Source organism: Lishizhenia tianjinensis, from assembly GCF_900116425.1.
Classification (GTDB): domain Bacteria; phylum Bacteroidota; class Bacteroidia; order Flavobacteriales_D; family Crocinitomicaceae; genus Lishizhenia; species Lishizhenia tianjinensis.
This window is the reverse complement of record NZ_FPAS01000005.1, coordinates 26086-43331: the sequence shown is the minus strand read 5'-3', so window position 1 is coordinate 43331 and position 17246 is coordinate 26086. Positions and strand designations below refer to the sequence as shown.

15 protein-coding genes are annotated in these 17246 nt (G+C 38.4%); 13 read left to right on the top strand and 2 right to left on the bottom strand.

Going from position 1 to position 17246, the window contains the following annotated elements:
• Positions 1-49 precede the first annotated feature (49 nt).
• The 3 genes from BM327_RS12965 (at position 50) to BM327_RS12955 (ending at position 2139) form a co-directional block, all read left to right on the top strand.
• Positions 50-436, top strand: coding sequence for a hypothetical protein (locus BM327_RS12965; RefSeq protein ID WP_090251169.1), 387 nt, complete (start codon positions 50-52; stop codon positions 434-436).
• A gap of 148 nt (positions 437-584) precedes the next feature.
• Complete coding sequence (locus BM327_RS12960) at positions 585-962, top strand: hypothetical protein (protein WP_090251164.1); 378 nt, start codon at positions 585-587, stop codon at positions 960-962.
• Between the two features lie 163 nt (positions 963-1125).
• Positions 1126-2139 carry a TQO small subunit DoxD gene (locus BM327_RS12955; protein WP_090251160.1) on the top strand — a complete coding sequence of 338 codons (1014 nt, stop codon included), beginning with the start codon at positions 1126-1128 and terminating at the stop codon, positions 2137-2139.
• Positions 2140-2482: 343 nt separating this feature from the next.
• Here BM327_RS12955 and BM327_RS12950 read toward each other — a convergent pair whose 3' ends face one another.
• Positions 2483-3931: a T9SS type A sorting domain-containing protein gene (locus BM327_RS12950; protein ID WP_090251156.1), complete on the bottom strand. Its 1449-nt coding sequence runs from the start codon at positions 3929-3931 to the stop codon at positions 2483-2485.
• Positions 3932-4140: 209 nt separating this feature from the next.
• Entirely contained in the window at positions 4141-5583 is a 1443-nt protein-coding gene (locus BM327_RS12945; RefSeq protein ID WP_090251152.1) for a T9SS type A sorting domain-containing protein, read from the bottom strand.
• Between the two features lie 352 nt (positions 5584-5935).
• Here BM327_RS12945 and BM327_RS12940 point away from each other — a divergent pair, with 352 nt between their 5' ends.
• The 10 genes from BM327_RS12940 to BM327_RS12895 all read left to right on the top strand — a co-directional run bounded on the left by BM327_RS12940 (position 5936) and on the right by BM327_RS12895 (position 16774).
• On the top strand, positions 5936-7837 hold the full coding sequence (locus BM327_RS12940) for a S9 family peptidase (RefSeq protein WP_090251146.1): 1902 nt from the start codon (positions 5936-5938) through the stop codon (positions 7835-7837).
• Positions 7838-8137: 300 nt separating this feature from the next.
• Positions 8138-9277 (top strand): PepSY-associated TM helix domain-containing protein, encoded by a 1140-nt coding sequence (locus tag BM327_RS12935; RefSeq protein WP_090251143.1) that lies wholly within the window; start codon positions 8138-8140, stop codon positions 9275-9277.
• A gap of 328 nt (positions 9278-9605) precedes the next feature.
• Entirely contained in the window at positions 9606-10979 is a 1374-nt protein-coding gene (locus BM327_RS12930; protein WP_090251138.1) for an MATE family efflux transporter, read from the top strand.
• Positions 10980-11300: 321 nt separating this feature from the next.
• On the top strand, positions 11301-11999 hold the full coding sequence (locus tag BM327_RS12925) for a hypothetical protein (protein WP_139230372.1): 699 nt from the start codon (positions 11301-11303) through the stop codon (positions 11997-11999).
• A gap of 51 nt (positions 12000-12050) precedes the next feature.
• Complete coding sequence (locus BM327_RS12920; protein WP_090251130.1) at positions 12051-13262, top strand: NRAMP family divalent metal transporter; 1212 nt, start codon at positions 12051-12053, stop codon at positions 13260-13262.
• A 1-nt stretch (position 13263) separates the two neighbouring features.
• The gene (pxpA, locus tag BM327_RS12915) at positions 13264-14007 is read left to right on the top strand and encodes a 5-oxoprolinase subunit PxpA (protein WP_090251127.1); all 744 of its coding nucleotides are present in this window, start codon (positions 13264-13266) and stop codon (positions 14005-14007) included.
• Positions 14004-14720: a 5-oxoprolinase subunit PxpB gene (gene pxpB / locus BM327_RS12910; protein ID WP_090251122.1), complete on the top strand. Its 717-nt coding sequence runs from the start codon at positions 14004-14006 to the stop codon at positions 14718-14720. The genes pxpA and pxpB overlap by 4 nt, the downstream gene beginning before the upstream one ends.
• Positions 14714-15556: a 5-oxoprolinase subunit C family protein gene (locus BM327_RS12905; RefSeq protein WP_090251118.1), complete on the top strand. Its 843-nt coding sequence runs from the start codon at positions 14714-14716 to the stop codon at positions 15554-15556. Before pxpB ends, BM327_RS12905 begins: the two co-directional genes overlap by 7 nt.
• Positions 15557-15565: 9 nt before the next feature.
• The gene (locus BM327_RS12900; RefSeq protein WP_090251114.1) at positions 15566-16075 is read left to right on the top strand and encodes a histidine phosphatase family protein; all 510 of its coding nucleotides are present in this window, start codon (positions 15566-15568) and stop codon (positions 16073-16075) included.
• Positions 16076-16093: 18 nt separating this feature from the next.
• On the top strand, positions 16094-16774 hold the full coding sequence (locus BM327_RS12895) for a hypothetical protein (protein ID WP_090251111.1): 681 nt from the start codon (positions 16094-16096) through the stop codon (positions 16772-16774).
• Positions 16775-17246: the final 472 nt, after the last annotated feature.

The following is a 17246-nucleotide window of genomic DNA, read 5'->3' as shown; positions in this document are numbered from 1 at the left end:
AAACTCAATACTGTTTTTGTTTCTTTTTTTAAAAGAGGATTTAATGTATATGAAAGGAAAGTTAATTCTCTTATTTCTTCTTTTTGCATTTAAAGTGGATGGCCAGATTTACCTCGGGAATATTAGAGATAGTGTTGCCACGGTTCATGAAATAGTGGCTAACAATCAATTGCTGATTTTTTATGGTGGAGAACGTGATACCTGCTCAAAAGTTCTGGGGTTTGAAGCCTACATTCTTACCAAAGAAAAAGACACAATTACACTACGATCTTCTTCACGTACACCACAAACAAATAGTTTTACAGCTTCAGAAATCAAACGTATAAAGATGATGAATCCAGGAGATATACTCTACATTCCTGTGTGTTTGCAATCGTGTTCTAGTTGTGCACTAAGAAGAAGAAACATCAATTTGAAAGTCAGAATAAAACCATAATACAAAACCCGTTTTTCGTACCTATTCCTAAATACTCCCTATTCACACTCAGTACTATTTTTCTCAAACTCAATACTGTTTTTGTTATTCATTTGTTAATTCAACTTTTTTAACAAGGCTTTTCTCAGCTTTTGTTCACTTTTGCACTATGCAGGTGCAGAACAAAACAAACACGTATACCCAAAAGTTGGCGCATATTTTTGTGCTGATTTTCTTGTTGGTTCTGTCTAGTTGTTCTGTTCGTAAAACACTACAAACTGTTTTAGATTTACCTGTTACACAAGTCACAAGTCCGAATAAAACCGGATTTTCTAGTTGTGCTTATACACTGACTGAAACGGAAAAACAAGGACAAGAAAAAGCAGAGAAAGGCGTGTACAAACCCTTTCTATTCTTTGAGAATGATGAGGTCTACATTCAGCGTTTAGATCAATTTCAGCTGTACCGTTTCAACCTTTTCGATTACAACCATTCACTTTCCTTATACCGCCGCATAAATAAAGTTTTGGATGATAGGATGTGCTAGTGTTCACTAGTTATCCCTTGCCGTTCGGGCAAGTAATCATATTTATATAATCAGGGGACTTCTAGATTTAAAAATGCCTTGCTCATTATAAGGTTAAAGCCTTAAATGAGTTGATGCGAAAATTTGAATAACGTCTATATGTACCTCTCCAAAACTTTACAAAATGCAAAATAAAGCAAAACACATATTACAATCCGCAACCACTTTAACGGCACTGAGATGGGTGGTTGGCTGGACCTACTTTTCAGCGCTTTGGCGCAGGTTGGTGCTCGACTTCAAACTCGATCCAGAAGCCGCGAATTACGTAGGTATTAAATTTAATCATTTCCTACCCAACGCACTGGGTATAGGCGATCTTATTGAACATTTAGTTTCCCATCCCGACTTATTGTGGATCAACATGGTGGCCTTTACAGTTATCGAAGGTATCGTCGGACTTTTCCTCATCTTCGGTTTTGCCACCCGACTCGCCAGTATAGGAACCATCTTTTTAGCCTTAGGAATTCTCTTAGGTTCGGGTTGGTTAGGTACCACCTGCTTAGACGAATGGCAAATTGGAATTCTTGGAATTGCCAGTGGAATCGTGCTCTTCTTTTCGGGAAGTGGCAAATGGAGCTTGGACAATTACCTCCTACAAAAGGAACATAAGCTAACCCAAAAGAGACTCTTTCCCTGGCTGTTTTCGGGAACTTTACCTTGGTCGGAAAGAAAACAGCAAAAAACCGTTTTGTTTGCTTCTATTTTTGCGGTGTTCGTAGCCTTAGGGACCAACCAATATTTCCATGGTGGAGTTTGGGGAGAGTTGCACAACCTCTCTAAAAAGCCCAAGCTTGAATTGTCAGAAGTGCAATACGACGAAGATGTACTCAGTGTTAACGTAATGCGCGTAGAAGGGATAGATGTATACGGTTCTTTTGTGACGGAAATTTCCGTGTTAAACGAAGAAGGTTTGGTGGTTGAAAGTTTAACTTCAGAAGATTTTAACAGTGAAGAAAACTTCAAAATTGTAAACCATTACGTAGCAAAAACAAAGGTGAACCAACAAAGTTTAATGCTCCCTCTTGGTGCCTTGGCCACCTTAGAAATGAAGATACCAGCATTAGCAAAAGGATCCTATATTTTACGTTTCAAAGACATCAGTGACGCAAGTTGGAGCGCCAATTTTAGTGTTGAATAAAAAATCAAACAAGGACAGCAACGGCAGCTTTGCGTGGTGAACATTTAGTAGACTTTGCTGCACGCTTACGACCACCGGAAGTGAACGTGCAGCTTAAGTCTACTTGATGTTTAAAACGTGAACTATAGTGTATGGCCTGATCACTACCCAAGATTCTTGGGTAGTGAGTTTGCCAACAAGAAATTCAAAATTTAAGGTTCAAAATTCAAAAAACTTTAAGCTCCCTTAAATCTTTAAATCGAGAACGTATGTTCTGTTTTAAATTTTTAAATCCCTCCGCAACTTCTGGGACATAAAAAACCCCGAAGCTAGAATTTCGGGGTTCAATGAGGTTCCATAAAACTTATTGTTTCACAAAACGCTGAGTAGTTTGTTGACCGTTATCAAAAGTAATTTGGATGAGGTAAACCCCTTGGTTAAAGCGCTGCACATCCAGTTTACTTTGTTGACTATTGATCGCTTTGCTTTGCAACAAAGCTCCCGTGGTATTGTAAATATTTACGCTTGCCATTCTCTCATTACTTGAAAGGTGGATGAAGTCAGTTACAGGATTGGGTGCTAGTTTGACTTCTATTAAAGTGGCTTCATTAACGTTGGCAGCGTGGTAGTTACCGAAAGTATTATTTCCAACACGTGCGAAAATCAATTCAGCTTCTGCCGAAACGTCTAATGCGCCATCATAGTTTGTTTTTTCTCTGTGTACCTGACCAAAAGGTGCCATGTACTTGTAATTTTCGAACAAGATATTTACCAACTCAAAAGCTGTAAAACATGCACATGAATCACAATAATCACCGTAAATGAAATCAGACATTTCCATTCCATTTCCGATTAAGTTTTCAAATTCAACCTCACCCACATGATAATTTTCCATGTATTCGTAATAGTTAGATGGATAGGTGGTGAGGGCTTCCCCTTTTTTGAAGGCAATTACGGGAGGGTAGGTGATGTTGTATACAATTCCAGCTGAATTGTAGGTGTATAAGTCGTTATAAATTGAAATGAAAACACTATCCGTTGTTTCAACTCTATTCGTTACGGTTACCGTATTTACGGCATAGTAGGAGGATTGCGAACTTGCCACAGAAGAAGTGCCTTTGTATTGTAGGGTATCGCCTACTTCCCAAGGGTAAACTTCGTCATAAGTTGGGGCATAAGAACCAAGGTGACCTTCGGTTGTATTAACTTGTCCTACGATTTCAAACTCTACCGCAGCATTTGGAAAACTTTGTATATCTATAAAATTAACAGCTCCTAAATGCTTTGCAATTCGAATTGGAGTTGCACTAAAAGAAGTGGTAACAGCATTCCCCTGTGCATCATAAGCTACAATTGCGTATGCTTTTACAGAATCGGAAAAATTGAGAATGTTTTCTTGGGTCTTGGAAATGTATTTGAGGTAATAATCTGTGTTGTTGGTCGTGTTGAACACAGCTGAGTCTCCAAGGGATAAATCAAAGTTGAAAGAGAGATGATTATCCATTACAAGTTCAAGAAGCAATTGATTGTAGTGAATATTTCTACCGAGCCAATTGTTCGTTGCCAAATTTACATCCCCGTAAGAACCACATTCCATATCATTCGGGTCGGGAGCTTGTAAAACATCACTGGCCTCTTGGTATTGTTTAATTTCTAGCGTGGAGTTGTAGATGTTCGTTTCCTCCGCGAAGAAGAATTTTTCCTCCGTCCCACCCACAGCTTTATACTTTGTAGGTGAATGAAAAGGAACATAGTCTTGCGCCAATGCTGTTCCCAGTAAAAATACAGATGTTAGTGTAGTTAGTGTTTTCATACTGCTTGGTTTTGAGTTGAATATACCTATCAAAACGCAAGGTTTTCGAATTTAGACGGCAAATAATTTAAGTAAATACACAGGTCTAAGTTTGTTGCGCGAGTTTTTCAATTTTGATTTCGTTGTTGTAATGACCTTCAATTTCTGCAACTAGTAGCGTCTTATTCTTTAGCACCGTGGACCTTCCTTAAATCTTTAAATCAAGAACTTCAGTTCTGTTTTACAAAACGCTGTGTAGTTTGTTGGCCGTTATCAAAAGTAATTTGGATGAGGTAAACCCCTTGGTTAAAGCGCTGCACATCTAGTTTACTTTGTTGACTATTGATCGCTTTGGATTGCAACAAAGCTCCCGTGGTATTGTAAATATTTACGCTTGCTATTCGCTCATTACTTGAAAGGTGGATGAAGTCAGTTACAGGATTGGGTGCTAGTTTGACTTCTATTAAAGCGGCTTCATTAACATTGGCAGCGTGGTAGTTACCGTAAACGTTATTTCCAACACGTGCATAAACGAGGTAAGCCTGTGCTTTTAGTCCTTCGCCAAACACTTCGACTTCTTGCATCGTTAAGCCAAAATTTTTCTGGTAAACAAAATGATTAAAGTTTTGTAAATAAGCGTCGTATTGCGTGAAGCAATTACAAGAATCACAATATCCTGTCTTGGAATTATCATATTTTTCATAGGTTTCTGAAGTATGGTTGTAAAACTCACCAAAGCCTGCGTATTGATGAGCTTGGTTTCCAATGAGCTTATTCCTCTCATAAGCGTAAACGTCATCATATGTGATGTTATAGGATAGGTCAGTTGTGTCAGAAGTGCTTTGACCACCAATGGATGCTGTATGATAAATCTTTTTGCTTAAAGAGATAAAAACACTATCGGAAGTTTCTGTTCTGTTGGTTATAAAATATGTCACATAACTATTTTCCCCACCATTAGCCAATACATTCGTACCGTAGCATTGAATAGTGTCTCCTACATCCCAGGGAAATGCTTCGTCGTAGGTTAAACCATAATTTCCAAGATGTCCTAAGTTAGTGTTTGCTTGACCAATGATTTGATATTCTTTCTGAGTTGTTGGAAAATCAGATAAATCTATAAAGTTGATAGCTCCAAGCGACTTGGCAATTCTTATAGCTTGTGTACTATATTGATTAGCAACCAAACTACCTTGTAAGTTATAAGTTTCTATAGCGTAATTTCTAACAGAATCGGTAAAGTTCAATACTTGTTCTTCTGTTTTACTGGTGTATCGTATGTAATATTCATGCATGCCATCCATATAGAATAGTGATGAATCTCCAAGAGATAAATTAAAATCAAAACTAATGATTGAATCAATAGCTAAAGTCTTTGCGGTTTGATTGTAATTGAGGTTTCTCCCAAGCCAACCTGCAAAAGACCATTCTGCCATTCCGCCCCAAGAAGGGCAAGGATTATTGATGTCTAAATCAAAGATACTATCTGATTTCTTTTGATATTGTTTGACTTCTATCACGCCGCCATTAACTATGGTCTCTTCAGGAAAAAAGAATTCCTCATTACTGCCTCCAACTTCTTGAAACTTGGAAGGAGAATGAAAAGGAACATAGTCTTGCGCCAATGCCGCGCCCAGTAAAAAGACAGATGTTAGTGTAGTTAGTGTTTTCATACTGCTTGGTTTTGAGTTGAATATACCTATCTAAACGGGAGGTTTATAAATTTAGATGGTAAAATATTTTTAGACAATATACAAGTCTAGGTTGGTAGCGCTTGTTTTTGAATTTTGATTTCGCTGTTGTAATGGCCTTCAATTTCAGCAACTAGTAGCGTCTTAGTCTTTAGCCCCGTGGACCTCCCTTAAATCTTTACATCAAGAATGCAAGTTCTGTTTTTAAATTTTTCTCAAATCCTTTATTCAGATTTAGGTTCTCGAGCGGAAGTCGATAGACAAATCTTCAAATCCTTGAATTTATCCTTATCTTGGCAATCGTTATTTCACAAACCTTTCATAGAAGAGAAACATGAAGAAAAGTTTAGTAATGCTTTTTGCAGCAACCTTGACAATGAGTGCACAGGCGCAACAAGGAATCACTGCAGAGCAATTGATAGAATTGAATAGAGTAGGAGGAATGGGCGTGAATGCCGAGACTTCTGAATTGATTTATGCTGTGTCGAAAGTAGATATCGCCAGCAATAAAAAAAGCACGGAAGTGTTTGGTTTGAACCTGAAAGAAGGTACAAAAAGAACTATAGAAGATCCTTCTAAAATTTTGGGTGACCCTACAATTTCTGCAGATGGTAAATACCAAATTGTGGTGAAGGAAGTGAAGCTGGACAAAGTTTTCGGTACGGATTACTACCCTGAATTGAAACAGTCAAACGTTCAGATTTACAACGATTTGGATTACAGACACTGGGATACCTGGCAAGATGGTAAGTTCAACCACCTTTTTGTGAAGAATCTGGAGACTGGAGAAATGGTCGATATCATGGAAGGGGAGAAGTTTGAATGTCCAACTCAACCTTTCGGTGGGGCTGAAGATTACACCTGGAATGCTGAAGGAACAAAGATTTACTACGTGTGTAAAAAGTTGTACGGAAAGGAATACGCGGTAAGTACCAATACAGATATTTACGTGTATGATCTTGCGACTGGAAAAACATCTAACCTTACAGAAGGAAACATGGGCTACGATACAAACCCTGTTTTCTCTGCAGAAGGAAAGTTAGCTTACTTGCAAATGAAACGCGACGGTTACGAAAGTGATAAGAACGACATCATTTATTTCGACGGAACAACAAAGCACAATTTAACAGCTGCTTGGGATGGAACAGTAAATTCTTTTGTGTGGTCAGAAGATGAAAAAAGTATCTATTTCGTTGCTCCAACGGGAGGTGAGGCACATTTGTTTAAAATTGATTTACCGGGTAAGAAGAAGATCTTGAATAGACCAGTACAAATAACAAACGGACAATTTGACGTTCGTGGTATTGTTGGTTGGAACAAGAAAAATCTGTTGGTGATGCGTGGAGATATGAACCATGCTTCAGAGGTATACAGCGTTGATGTGAAGTCGGGAGAAATGGCCCAGGTTACCGACGAGAATGACGACTTATACGCATCTATAGGCTTAAGTAAAATCGACAAACGTATTGTAAAAACTACAGATGGAAAAGACATGGTTACATGGGTAGTTTACCCACCGGATTTTGATTCTACGAAACAATATCCAACGCTATTATACTGTCAAGGTGGACCCCAAGGAGCGCTTTCTCAGTTTTACTCTTACCGTTGGAATTTCCAATTGATGGCGGCGCAAGGTTACATTGTTGTAGCGCCAAACCGTAGAGGTATGCCAGGTCATGGAGTTGAATGGAACGAGCAAATTTCGAAAGATTACGGGGGACAAAACATGAAGGATTACTTGGCAGCGATTGATGATGTTGCCAAAGAATCCTACGTAGATAAAAACCGTTTAGGATGTATAGGAGCTTCTTACGGAGGTTACTCAGTATTCTACTTAGCAGCCATTCACGAAGGTAGATTCAAATCTTTCATTGCCCACGATGGTATTTTCAACTGGCAAAGTATGTACGGTACTACAGAAGAGATGTTCTTTGTAAACTGGGATCTAGGTGGAGCTTACTGGGATAAAGACAATGCAGTTGCTCAAAAAGCTTACAACGAATTCAACCCAGCAGACCACGTTGAAAAATGGGACAGCCCAATCATGATCATCCAAGGAGGTTTAGACTTCAGAGTGCCTATCGGTCAAGGTTTAGAAGCCTACCAAGCCGCACAATTACAAGGATTAAAAAGTAGGTTGTTGTACTTCCCAGAAGAAAACCACTGGGTACTCGACTACCAAAACTCTCTCATCTGGCACACTGAATTCCAAAAATGGCTAAAAGAAACACTATAGTTTCTCACACATATTGATAAAAGCGGAGCAGCAATGTTCCGCTTTTTTATTTTACTCCAGCCACTGCGCGATTCCAGTGCTGCCGCGCTAGTACTACCAACAACTTGTTGTTTTATACATTCTAGCCATCTAGCCATCTAGCCATCTAGCCATCTAAAAGTCTAACCGTCTAAAAATCTAACTGTCTAAAAGTCTTCATTACTATTTAGAATCATTATAAATACCTACTCCTAGGTATTGTTTCCTCCTCCAAAAGCCCCGATTTTTGCGGCGTTTTCAAACAAGCTTGCAAGAGAAAGAATGAGGAAGGGATTTTTAGTTGTACACAAATGGCTCGGTTTAATTACGGGAGTTGTAGTTTTTATTGTTGCCATAACAGGGTGTTTTTACGCGTTTAAAGAAGAGATTCAAAGTCTGTATCAAGACTATAAACACGTGGAATTGAATGACGATCCCTACTTAACTCCTTCACAAGTTGCGCATATCGCAGATTCTATTTATCCGCAACAACACATTCACTCCATCAATTATTTAGGGAAGGACAAAGCCCTTGAAGTGATGTATTACGAAGATGATACAGATACTTCAGAGCTCATTTACGATGCATTTTACGTGCACCCAACTACAGGGGAGGGCATTAAATATGTCGATTTAACTGCTGGTTTTTTCCGCTTCATTTTAGACGGACATTACTACCTCTGGTTACCTGAAGAATTAGGTCATACCGTAGTAGCAACCTCTACTTTAATCTTCTTTTTCATGCTCATTACGGGACTCATCCTCTGGTGGCCGAAAAACAAGAATGCGCGCAAGCAGCGATTCAAATTCAAGTGGAAAGAAACCACCAAATGGAAGCGTAAGAACTACGATTTACACAACATCCTTGGGTTTTATGTTATTTCCATCGCCATGGTCTTGTGTTTAACCGGTTTGGTATGGGGCTTTGGTTGGTTCGCTTACGGAAGTTACAAGTTGCTGGGCGGTGAAAAATCCATTGTTTACGTAGAGCCAGATTCGCCTTCTTTGAAAGGTCAAGCAGCCTTGCCAACGGACCTAATGGAAAACAACATGGACGAAATGTGGCGCAGAATGATGTTGGAATATCCCAATGCTGACAATATAGAAGTGCACGTTCCACATACCGATTCATCCACTATTTATATTTCGATTAAGCCCGATGAAGGCACCCATTACAGAACGGATTACCGCTTTTTTGATCAGAAAACTTTGGAAGAGGTAGAGGTCAATCACCTTTGGGGTAAATACGCTGATGCAGATGCTACCGACAAGTTGTACAGAATGAATTACGACATACATATCGGAGCCATCGCTGGACTACCCGGAAAAATAATAGCTTTTTTAGCTTCACTCATCATTGCCAGCTTACCCGTTACAGGAACCCTAGTTTGGTGGGGAAGACGCAAGAAAAAGAAGAAATAATAGCTGAGCGCTCAAATACACCTAGTCTCCTCTCTTTTTTTGAATTTTGAATTTTGAATTTTGATTTGTGAATTTTGAATTCTTTGGACGGCCTTTTAACGGGCTTTCCGCTTTATTCCTCGGCTAAAAAGCCAGGCATGTATGTCGGTCGCCAAGCTTCTTAAGTCGCTTTGCACCCACCACATTTCTATGCTTTTTATCCTCCGGGCTGCCGCTGCTATCCCTAAGGCGAATTCATTGCATCAAATTAAGTAATGTCTTAAAATAGCCATTTTTACCCTACTAGTGAGCAACCTAATAGAACAGATAAATAGTATTTTTGCAATCCATGAGCAAAGCAAACAAAACCAATGAGTTTGGTACTCAACCACTCGCAAAACTATTGAGCAAACAAGCCATTCCCGCATCCATAGGTATACTTGTTATGGCCATCTACGGTATCGTGGATACCATATTTGTAGGTCATTATGTGGGTAAATATGCTATTGGTGCCATTACGGTTGTGATGCCCATACAGTTTTTAATGTCAAGTGTAGGTATGGCCATAGGTGTAGGTGGTTCATCCATTATTTCCAGAGCTTTTGGAGAAGGGAACCAGGAAAAAGCCAACCATACCTTTGCCAACATGGTGAGTTTAACCGTTGCTTTTGCCTTGCTTTTCTACATCGGTGGTTCGCTTTACATGGAAGAAATTCTCTTGCTTTTTGGTACTGCTGGTAAGATTACTGCTCCGGCTACCGCTTATTTTGACATACTGCTCTACGGAGTTCCCTTCCTTACCATTGCCATGATGACCAACTCTGTAATTCGTGCGGAAGGATACCCCAAAATATCCATGGTCGTATTGATTATACCCGCAGTGATCAATGTCATTTTAGACCCTATACTCATCGTGTATTTCGACATGGGAATAGAAGGTGCCGCTTGGGCAACAACGGTTTCCTTTATTGCATGCGCCTTGTATACCATTGTATTTTTCTTTTCAACGCGCTCTAAATTGAATTTCAAAGCCAAACAAATGATTTGGAAAGCGAAAATCATTCGAGAGATTGGGTCTATAGGTTCTATCACTTTGGTGCGACAAGGAGCTATTTCAATTTTGGCTATCGTACTTAACAATTCATTGGTACAATACGGTGGAGATATTGCTTTATCTGTGTATGGAATAGTCAATCGTATCGCCATGTTTGCTTTCTTCCCAATTTTGGGGGTAACTCAAGGTTTCTTACCCATCGTTGGGTTTAACTATGGAGCCAAATTGTTCCAGAGGGTTTCAGATATTATCAGTTTATCTATCAAATGGGCAACGATAATGGCCTTTATCATATTCGTACTCATCATGGTGTTTACACCCTATATCGTTATGATCTTTACCAAAGATGCTACGTTGATAGAGGATGCTACCTTTGCCATGCGTTGGATTTTTGCAGCTACACCTTTGGTTGCCATCAATATGTTGATGAGTGGATATTACCAAGCTGTAGGAAAAGTAATGCCGGCACTGTTCTTATCGTTGAGTAAACAGATTATTTTCTTAGTACCCTTGGTATTGATATTGCCACTTTTCTGGGGCTTGGAGGGCATTTGGTATTCCTTTGTTTTTGCAGATGTGTTTACGGCTTTGGTGAGTTATTATTTCTACCGCATTGTGAAGCAAAAGATGGCTGGGCATTTGGCCGAAGTAGAATTGGTGAAGGCTTAAATTTTTTCTTTTATATTTATTGATTGGTCGCATGTTTGCCAAAGCTCAAAGCCGAGTAATGGCAGACGATTGGGCGAATAATGCTTAGAAAATTTCGTTACTTTTTTATTGTTTTTTTTCGAATCGTATAAAAAAATGAAGCTTATTCATATTTAGATTCTGTTAGAAGCCTTGATTCTATTGAGGTTTACCTTTTGGCAAACATGCGACTAATTAGAAAAATTCTATCTTTAAGATATGAACCACTTTTCATCGCTCTTAATGATTTCCCTCCTTCTAAATTCTGCACTTTTTAGTCAGGAGTTAAATAATCCAATCAACTTGTCAGAGATAAAAGAGGAAATCAAAGCACTTACGAGTGATTCCCTTATCGATAATTTCTGGAAACAATTATATGCTTCGGATCAAGATTTAAGCAATTTAGGAAACCCTGTTATCCATACTAAGAACTGGGTAAAAGCCCTTGCTTTTTACGATCACTTTGCTTACTCATCAACCAAATATTTTGATACCACAAAAACAAAAGGTCACGATTATTTATGGATGTCCCTTACACTCTGGATGCATTCTCCTCTTATCAACTTAAATAGAATGACCTATAAAAATATGGTTGGCATTAACGAAATATCACAGAGCAGTGATTGGAGTTACCTTAATCAAAGCATAGATTCTTATTGGGAAAAAGGGGATACAATATCTTGCCTAAATGATGAGTCTTTTGACCTGGAAGAACTTACCAGACAAGCGAATCAATTCATAAAATTTGTTGAGGGCGAAAATGTGTGTTTGGGAAAATGGAAAGTTAAGGATGGATGTACCGATTTATATCGATCGAAAGAAGGCGATTATTACATTTCCTACGGGAAGTATATTCAGTTGGACTGTAGAAATGACAAGTTTTATTTTCCCTATGGGACAAAGTATTTGTTTATCAATAAAAATCAAGAACTGGTGTTGGTAAATGAAGAAAAGGGTGAAGAAGAAGTTTACCTTCCTATACCAACACTCCCCCGTGAATAACATCTCTTAACTTCCCAACCATCCTCCCCAAACTCTCACTAACTTAGAAGGGTGAACAAACTAATCAATGTATTCAAAGACTTGGGCCCCGGTCCCTTAGTTGCTGCTGCTTTTATCGGACCCGGTACAGTTACCGTTTGCGCCAAAGCAGGGGTGAACTTTTCTTATGCATTGTTGTGGGCGCTGTTGCTCTCTGTGTTCATTTGCATCCTCTTTCAAGGAATGGCCGCTCGTTTAGGGGTGGTGAGTCAAAAAGGTTTGGCGCAGGTGATGCGTGAATCCATTGCAAATCCCATTTTGAAATATTTCGTTTTAGCAGTGAGTATTGCTGCAATTATTGTGGGTAATGCAGCCTACGAAGGAGGGAATATTACTGGGGGTAGTATGGGCTTAACAAGTGTTTTTGGTACATTAACGCATGATGTCGGACCCTTTCACTTTAATTTTTACAGCCTGCTTTTAGGAACCATTGCTTTGCTCTTGTTGCTATCAAAAAGTTTTGTTCGCGTAGAGAGATTCCTGCTTACCCTTGTTGTTTTAATGAGTTTAGCTTTTATTTCAACAGCACTGATAGCAGATATTCAATGGTCAGAGTTTTTTGCAGGACTCTTCACTTTTCAACAACCCGAAGGAAGTTTTTTAACCGTAATCGCCTTGATCGGAACAACAGTGGTTCCTTACAATTTATTCCTCCATGCTTCTTTGGCAGCAAAAAAGTGGAAGGGAGAAGAAGGAGTAGTCAAAAGTAAAAGAGATGTATTCATCGCCATGATATTGGGTGGATTAGTTTCTATGGCCATAGTCGTAAGCGCAGCAGAAAGTGGTTTGCAAGAATTACTAGCTCCTCATCAATTGGCCGATTCTCTAGCTCCTTTGTATGGAAATATAGCTCAATATTTATTGGCTTTTGGTTTGTTCGCAGCCGGACTCACCAGTGCTATTACAGCACCTTTGGCAGCCGGGTTTGTTGCAAAAGGTTGTTTTAACTTAAACGAGAAACAAGAAAAGGGCGTTGTGATATTCGTTTTATTGGTGGGCGTTACGCTTTCTAGTTTAGGTTTGAAATCCTTAGAACTCATTCAATTTGCACAAATTGCCAATGCCATCGTTTTACCACTAATCGCGGTGGTTTTATTGTGGATGATGAACAACAAAGCTTTACTGGGGAATCAAAGAAATACTAACATACAAAACATACTTGGTGCATTGGTTGTCCTTTTCGCTTTCGGTATGAGCTTAAAAAGCATTTACACACTTTTATAAAATGGAAACAATACTGATTGATTTAAACGCAGACGTAGGAGAAGGAATAGAAACGGAAGAGGAGTATATGCCCTTTCTGAGTTCGTGTAGCATTGCTTGTGGTGGCCATTATGGTGACCGCGAAAGTATGCGCAAAAGCATGATGCTCGCCAAACATTTCGGAGTGCGCATAGGTGCACATCCTTCTTATCCAGATAAGGAGAATTTTGGACGAAAAATAATGGATATAGACTTCGATACTTTAGAGCAAAGCATCGTAAGTCAGCTTGAAGAGTTTAAGGCAGTTATGGAAGAGGAAGGCATGGAGTTGAATCATATCAAAGCGCATGGCGCACTTTACAACAAAGCAGCCGAAGACGCCGTAACGGTTCATGTTTTCATAGATGCCTGTAACCGCGTGTTTTCAGATTATCAACTATACGTTCCCTTTAACAGTGTGATGGAAAATGTTGCTCTGGAGAGAGGTGTTCGCTTTTTAAACGAAGCTTTTGGAGATAGAGCCTATAACAAATCCGGAGGTTTGGTGAAGAGAACAAAATCAGGAGCAGTATTGCATAATCCTTTGGATATTTTGATGCAGATAGAAAGTATAGCTTTGAACCAACAGGTAACTACAAAGAGTGGTAAAACCATAGAGATGCACGGCGAAACTTTTTGTATACATGGTGATAATCCTAATGCAAAAGATGTACTGCATTACCTGCGAACAGCTTGGGAACACAACGGTCAAATTGAAGTAGTATGAAAGTGAGCTGCAAAAGATATGGTAGTCATGGACTCTTGTTGACCTGGCCCAATGAAATCAAAGAAAGTATACTCATGGAGGTGCTTAATTTCCAAAATGCCCTACAAGAGAAATACGAAAAGCGTTTGGCTTTTACGCAGAATGCCTACAACAGTATTTTATTGCAGTTTTTAGAGGAGCCCAGTGCCGAAGATGAGAAAGAGATACTCTTTTTTGTAAATGAAAGTGTGTTGGATTTGGGGTTGAAGAATAGGCAAACATGGTACATACCTGTTTGTTATGAGAAACCTTATGCTTTAGACATGCCCGAGGTTTGCTTAAAGAATGGCTTGAGTAAAGAGGAAGTGATAGAATTGCATACTTCGTCTACTTATTTGGTGTACTTCATGGGCTTTTTGCCCGGCTTCTGTTACCTCGGAGGTTTGGATGAAAAATTACACATTCCGCGCAAGGCTATTCCGCGCAAAATTACGCCAAGAGGAGCTGTGGGGCTAGGGGGACAACAAACGGGGATTTACCCTGTTGAATCACCCGGAGGATGGAACATTATTGGAAATACTCCCGTGGATATGCTCCAACTCAATTTGAGAGAAGAAAATGGAATACAACCCGGAGATTATCTCAAGTTTATTGCCGTTTCACCACAAGAATTTGAATTCATAAAAAAGGAGGCTGATCAACAAAATTATAAGCTAAAATCTGTACCATGCTAACATTTATCAAACCTGGTTTTTATACCTCTGTACAAGATCAAGGAAGATGGAAATACCGCAATAAAGGAATTCCTTCTTCAGGTTGTATGGATGATTTTTCAGCACAAATTGCTAATGCCTTGGTGAATAATAAAACCAGTGATGCCGTATTAGAGATCACCCAAATTGGTCCGCACATGCATTTTGAAAAAGCGGCAGTTATTGCCTTTTCTGGGGCAAAAGCTGAAGTAAAAATTAACGGTGAAAAAATTGAGTTGAACAAAGCTTATGCGATAACTGCCCAAAGCGAAGTAAAGGTAGGGTATTGCCAAAAAGGTATACGATTGTACATGGCCATTAAAGGTGGTTTTCAAACACCAGAGCAGTATGGTTGTAGAAGTTGGTTTAGTGGAATTACCGAAAAAATTAGGTGTGATCAAGGGGATAAATTAAACTACTTACCTCAAGCTAATTTCTTAGATAAATATGGAAATGTGGTCGTAAATGCAGATTTGTTTTCCGAAGAAGTAGAGGTTACACCAGGACCTGAATATGATCATTTATCTGAGCAACAAAAGGAGGAGTTGTTTAATTCAACTTTTACTATTGCTAATCTCAACAACAGAATGGGCTACCAATTGGAGGAAAGCCTTGCCAATGATATACCCGAAATTTTATCGAGTCCGGTAATACCAGGCACGGTACAACTAACTTCGGGAGGAAAATTAATCATCCTTATGAAAGATGCGGCTACAAGTGGAGGATACCCAAGAGTACTTCAATTAACTGCTTTTGCCCTCTCCAAAATTGCACAAAAAAGTACGAGGGATAGGCTTAGATTTAAAATGAAATTCTAATTTCATGGTATGAATAAACTAAAATCTCCTTTCGTTATTTTACTGCTACTGAACCTGTTATTTCTAACATCTTGTTCAAATTTATCTTCAACGAAAACGGTTTATTTATTTAGGCACGCAGAGAAGGTGTTAGACAGTACAGAAAAGAATCCTGCTTTAACACTAGAAGGAGAAAAACAGGCGCTGCAGATTAGTGAACTTTTGAAAGACAGTAAACTGGAAGAGGTTTATAGTACCAAGTATATTAGAAACCTAATGACTATCAATCCTTTGTTGGATAGTACAAAAGCCCACTTAAATTTATACGAATGGGAAGCTTGGGAACAAGTTGTTGATGATATTCAACAAAACAAGGCTCAAGTAAGCGCTGTATGTGGACATGGCGATATATTATTACCGATGATAGAACACTTTGGTGGAAAAAGACCGCAAGAAAAGATTGGAGATCACGAATACAAAACCATCTATAAACTACTGCTACAAGGTAACCAAGTTACCGTTCAAACAATTAAATTTTAAATCAATAAATAACCAAGTATGGGATTAGTTAATTTATCAACTATTAAACCTGAAGTACAGGATTATGTTGCCAATGGTACAAGTGCAAATTTTGTAGATCCAAATGATGACAAAATTACCGGGCATATTTTTACAAGACAAGAATTATTTGAAGCGTTAGGAAGTAGTGCGACAAGTGAGTATTTTATGGTTTCGGCATTAAGTACTTACCCTGGTGCATCCATGGATTTCTTGAACTTAGTTTTGTGTAGGGTAGATAACGGAATAATAGATGTAAACGCTTTGTATGTGAGTAGCTCAACTCCTTTGTCTGCTCCTTTAACTTTTAATACAAACAACGCTAAAAATCCAGATGGTAAAACAGTTACGGCAGCTGATTTTACGAATATGTACAATAATTACATCAATGATGCTGAACCAAAACCCTTGCATTTAGCATCAGACAAAAAAGTGAAAGGTTATAATTTTACAAGAGCAATGATAGAAGGTTTGAATCTTCAAGATCAACCAACATCAGAGAATAAAAATGATACCTTCGCTTTTATTCCTATGATAAGACCTGTGGATAGTTTAACACAAAAACCTTATTTAACTTTTGCATTAGCTTACGTTAATGATGGTATAGTGTCGGGTGATATTTTTGATTTCTCAGAACTTTGTCCAACAAAATGTAATGGATATCAAAACGTATTTATGTAAAACTGAGGGTATGAACTAGTTAATAAAACTAGTTCATACTTTATTCATCTTCGATTAATTTTGAAAACTTAGTTTATTAGAATGAAAGGGAGTTTGTTTGTATCTATTAGTTTAAGTTTTTTAGTTATAGCTTTTTACTTAGATCATATTGGGGTAAATATATATTTCCTTTCCGTCCATAGTTTGGTATATAATCTAACACTACTTAGTGGATTCATTATTGGGATTACGCAATACAAAAAGAGATCTAAAATTTTAAAATTAGTCACCATTTTATTTTTGGGAGTTTTTTTATCTGAATTAGGAGTGTTGATACTGGTTGAGTTAAAGCTGTTAGTTCCTTTGTATTATTTTTTGTTATTATTTTTTCTCCTTCTACTTCATCACTTAATTTTTAGTCAGTTTTTAGAACAAATTGGGAAACAAAAAAAAGGGCTTAATCTTTTTTCACTGCTAGTTGCAAGTCTTTTTT

Bases quoted from the DNA above. Each gene is read 5' to 3' on its own strand.
- BM327_RS12965 (WP_090251169.1), top strand. From the start codon at position 50: ATGAAAGGAAAGTTAATTCTCTTATTTCTTCTTTTTGCATTTAAAGTG.
- BM327_RS12960 (WP_090251164.1), top strand. From the start codon at position 585: ATGCAGGTGCAGAACAAAACAAACACGTATACCCAAAAGTTGGCGCAT.
- BM327_RS12955 (WP_090251160.1), top strand. From the start codon at position 1,126: ATGCAAAATAAAGCAAAACACATATTACAATCCGCAACCACTTTAACG.
- BM327_RS12950 (WP_090251156.1), bottom strand. From the start codon at position 3,931: ATGAAAACACTAACTACACTAACATCTGTATTTTTACTGGGAACAGCA.
- BM327_RS12945 (WP_090251152.1), bottom strand. From the start codon at position 5,583: ATGAAAACACTAACTACACTAACATCTGTCTTTTTACTGGGCGCGGCA.
- BM327_RS12940 (WP_090251146.1), top strand. From the start codon at position 5,936: ATGAAGAAAAGTTTAGTAATGCTTTTTGCAGCAACCTTGACAATGAGT.
- BM327_RS12935 (WP_090251143.1), top strand. From the start codon at position 8,138: ATGAGGAAGGGATTTTTAGTTGTACACAAATGGCTCGGTTTAATTACG.
- BM327_RS12930 (WP_090251138.1), top strand. From the start codon at position 9,606: ATGAGCAAAGCAAACAAAACCAATGAGTTTGGTACTCAACCACTCGCA.
- pxpA (WP_090251127.1), top strand. From the start codon at position 13,264: ATGGAAACAATACTGATTGATTTAAACGCAGACGTAGGAGAAGGAATA.
- pxpB (WP_090251122.1), top strand. From the start codon at position 14,004: ATGAAAGTGAGCTGCAAAAGATATGGTAGTCATGGACTCTTGTTGACC.
- BM327_RS12905 (WP_090251118.1), top strand. From the start codon at position 14,714: ATGCTAACATTTATCAAACCTGGTTTTTATACCTCTGTACAAGATCAA.
- BM327_RS12900 (WP_090251114.1), top strand. From the start codon at position 15,566: ATGAATAAACTAAAATCTCCTTTCGTTATTTTACTGCTACTGAACCTG.
- BM327_RS12895 (WP_090251111.1), top strand. From the start codon at position 16,094: ATGGGATTAGTTAATTTATCAACTATTAAACCTGAAGTACAGGATTAT.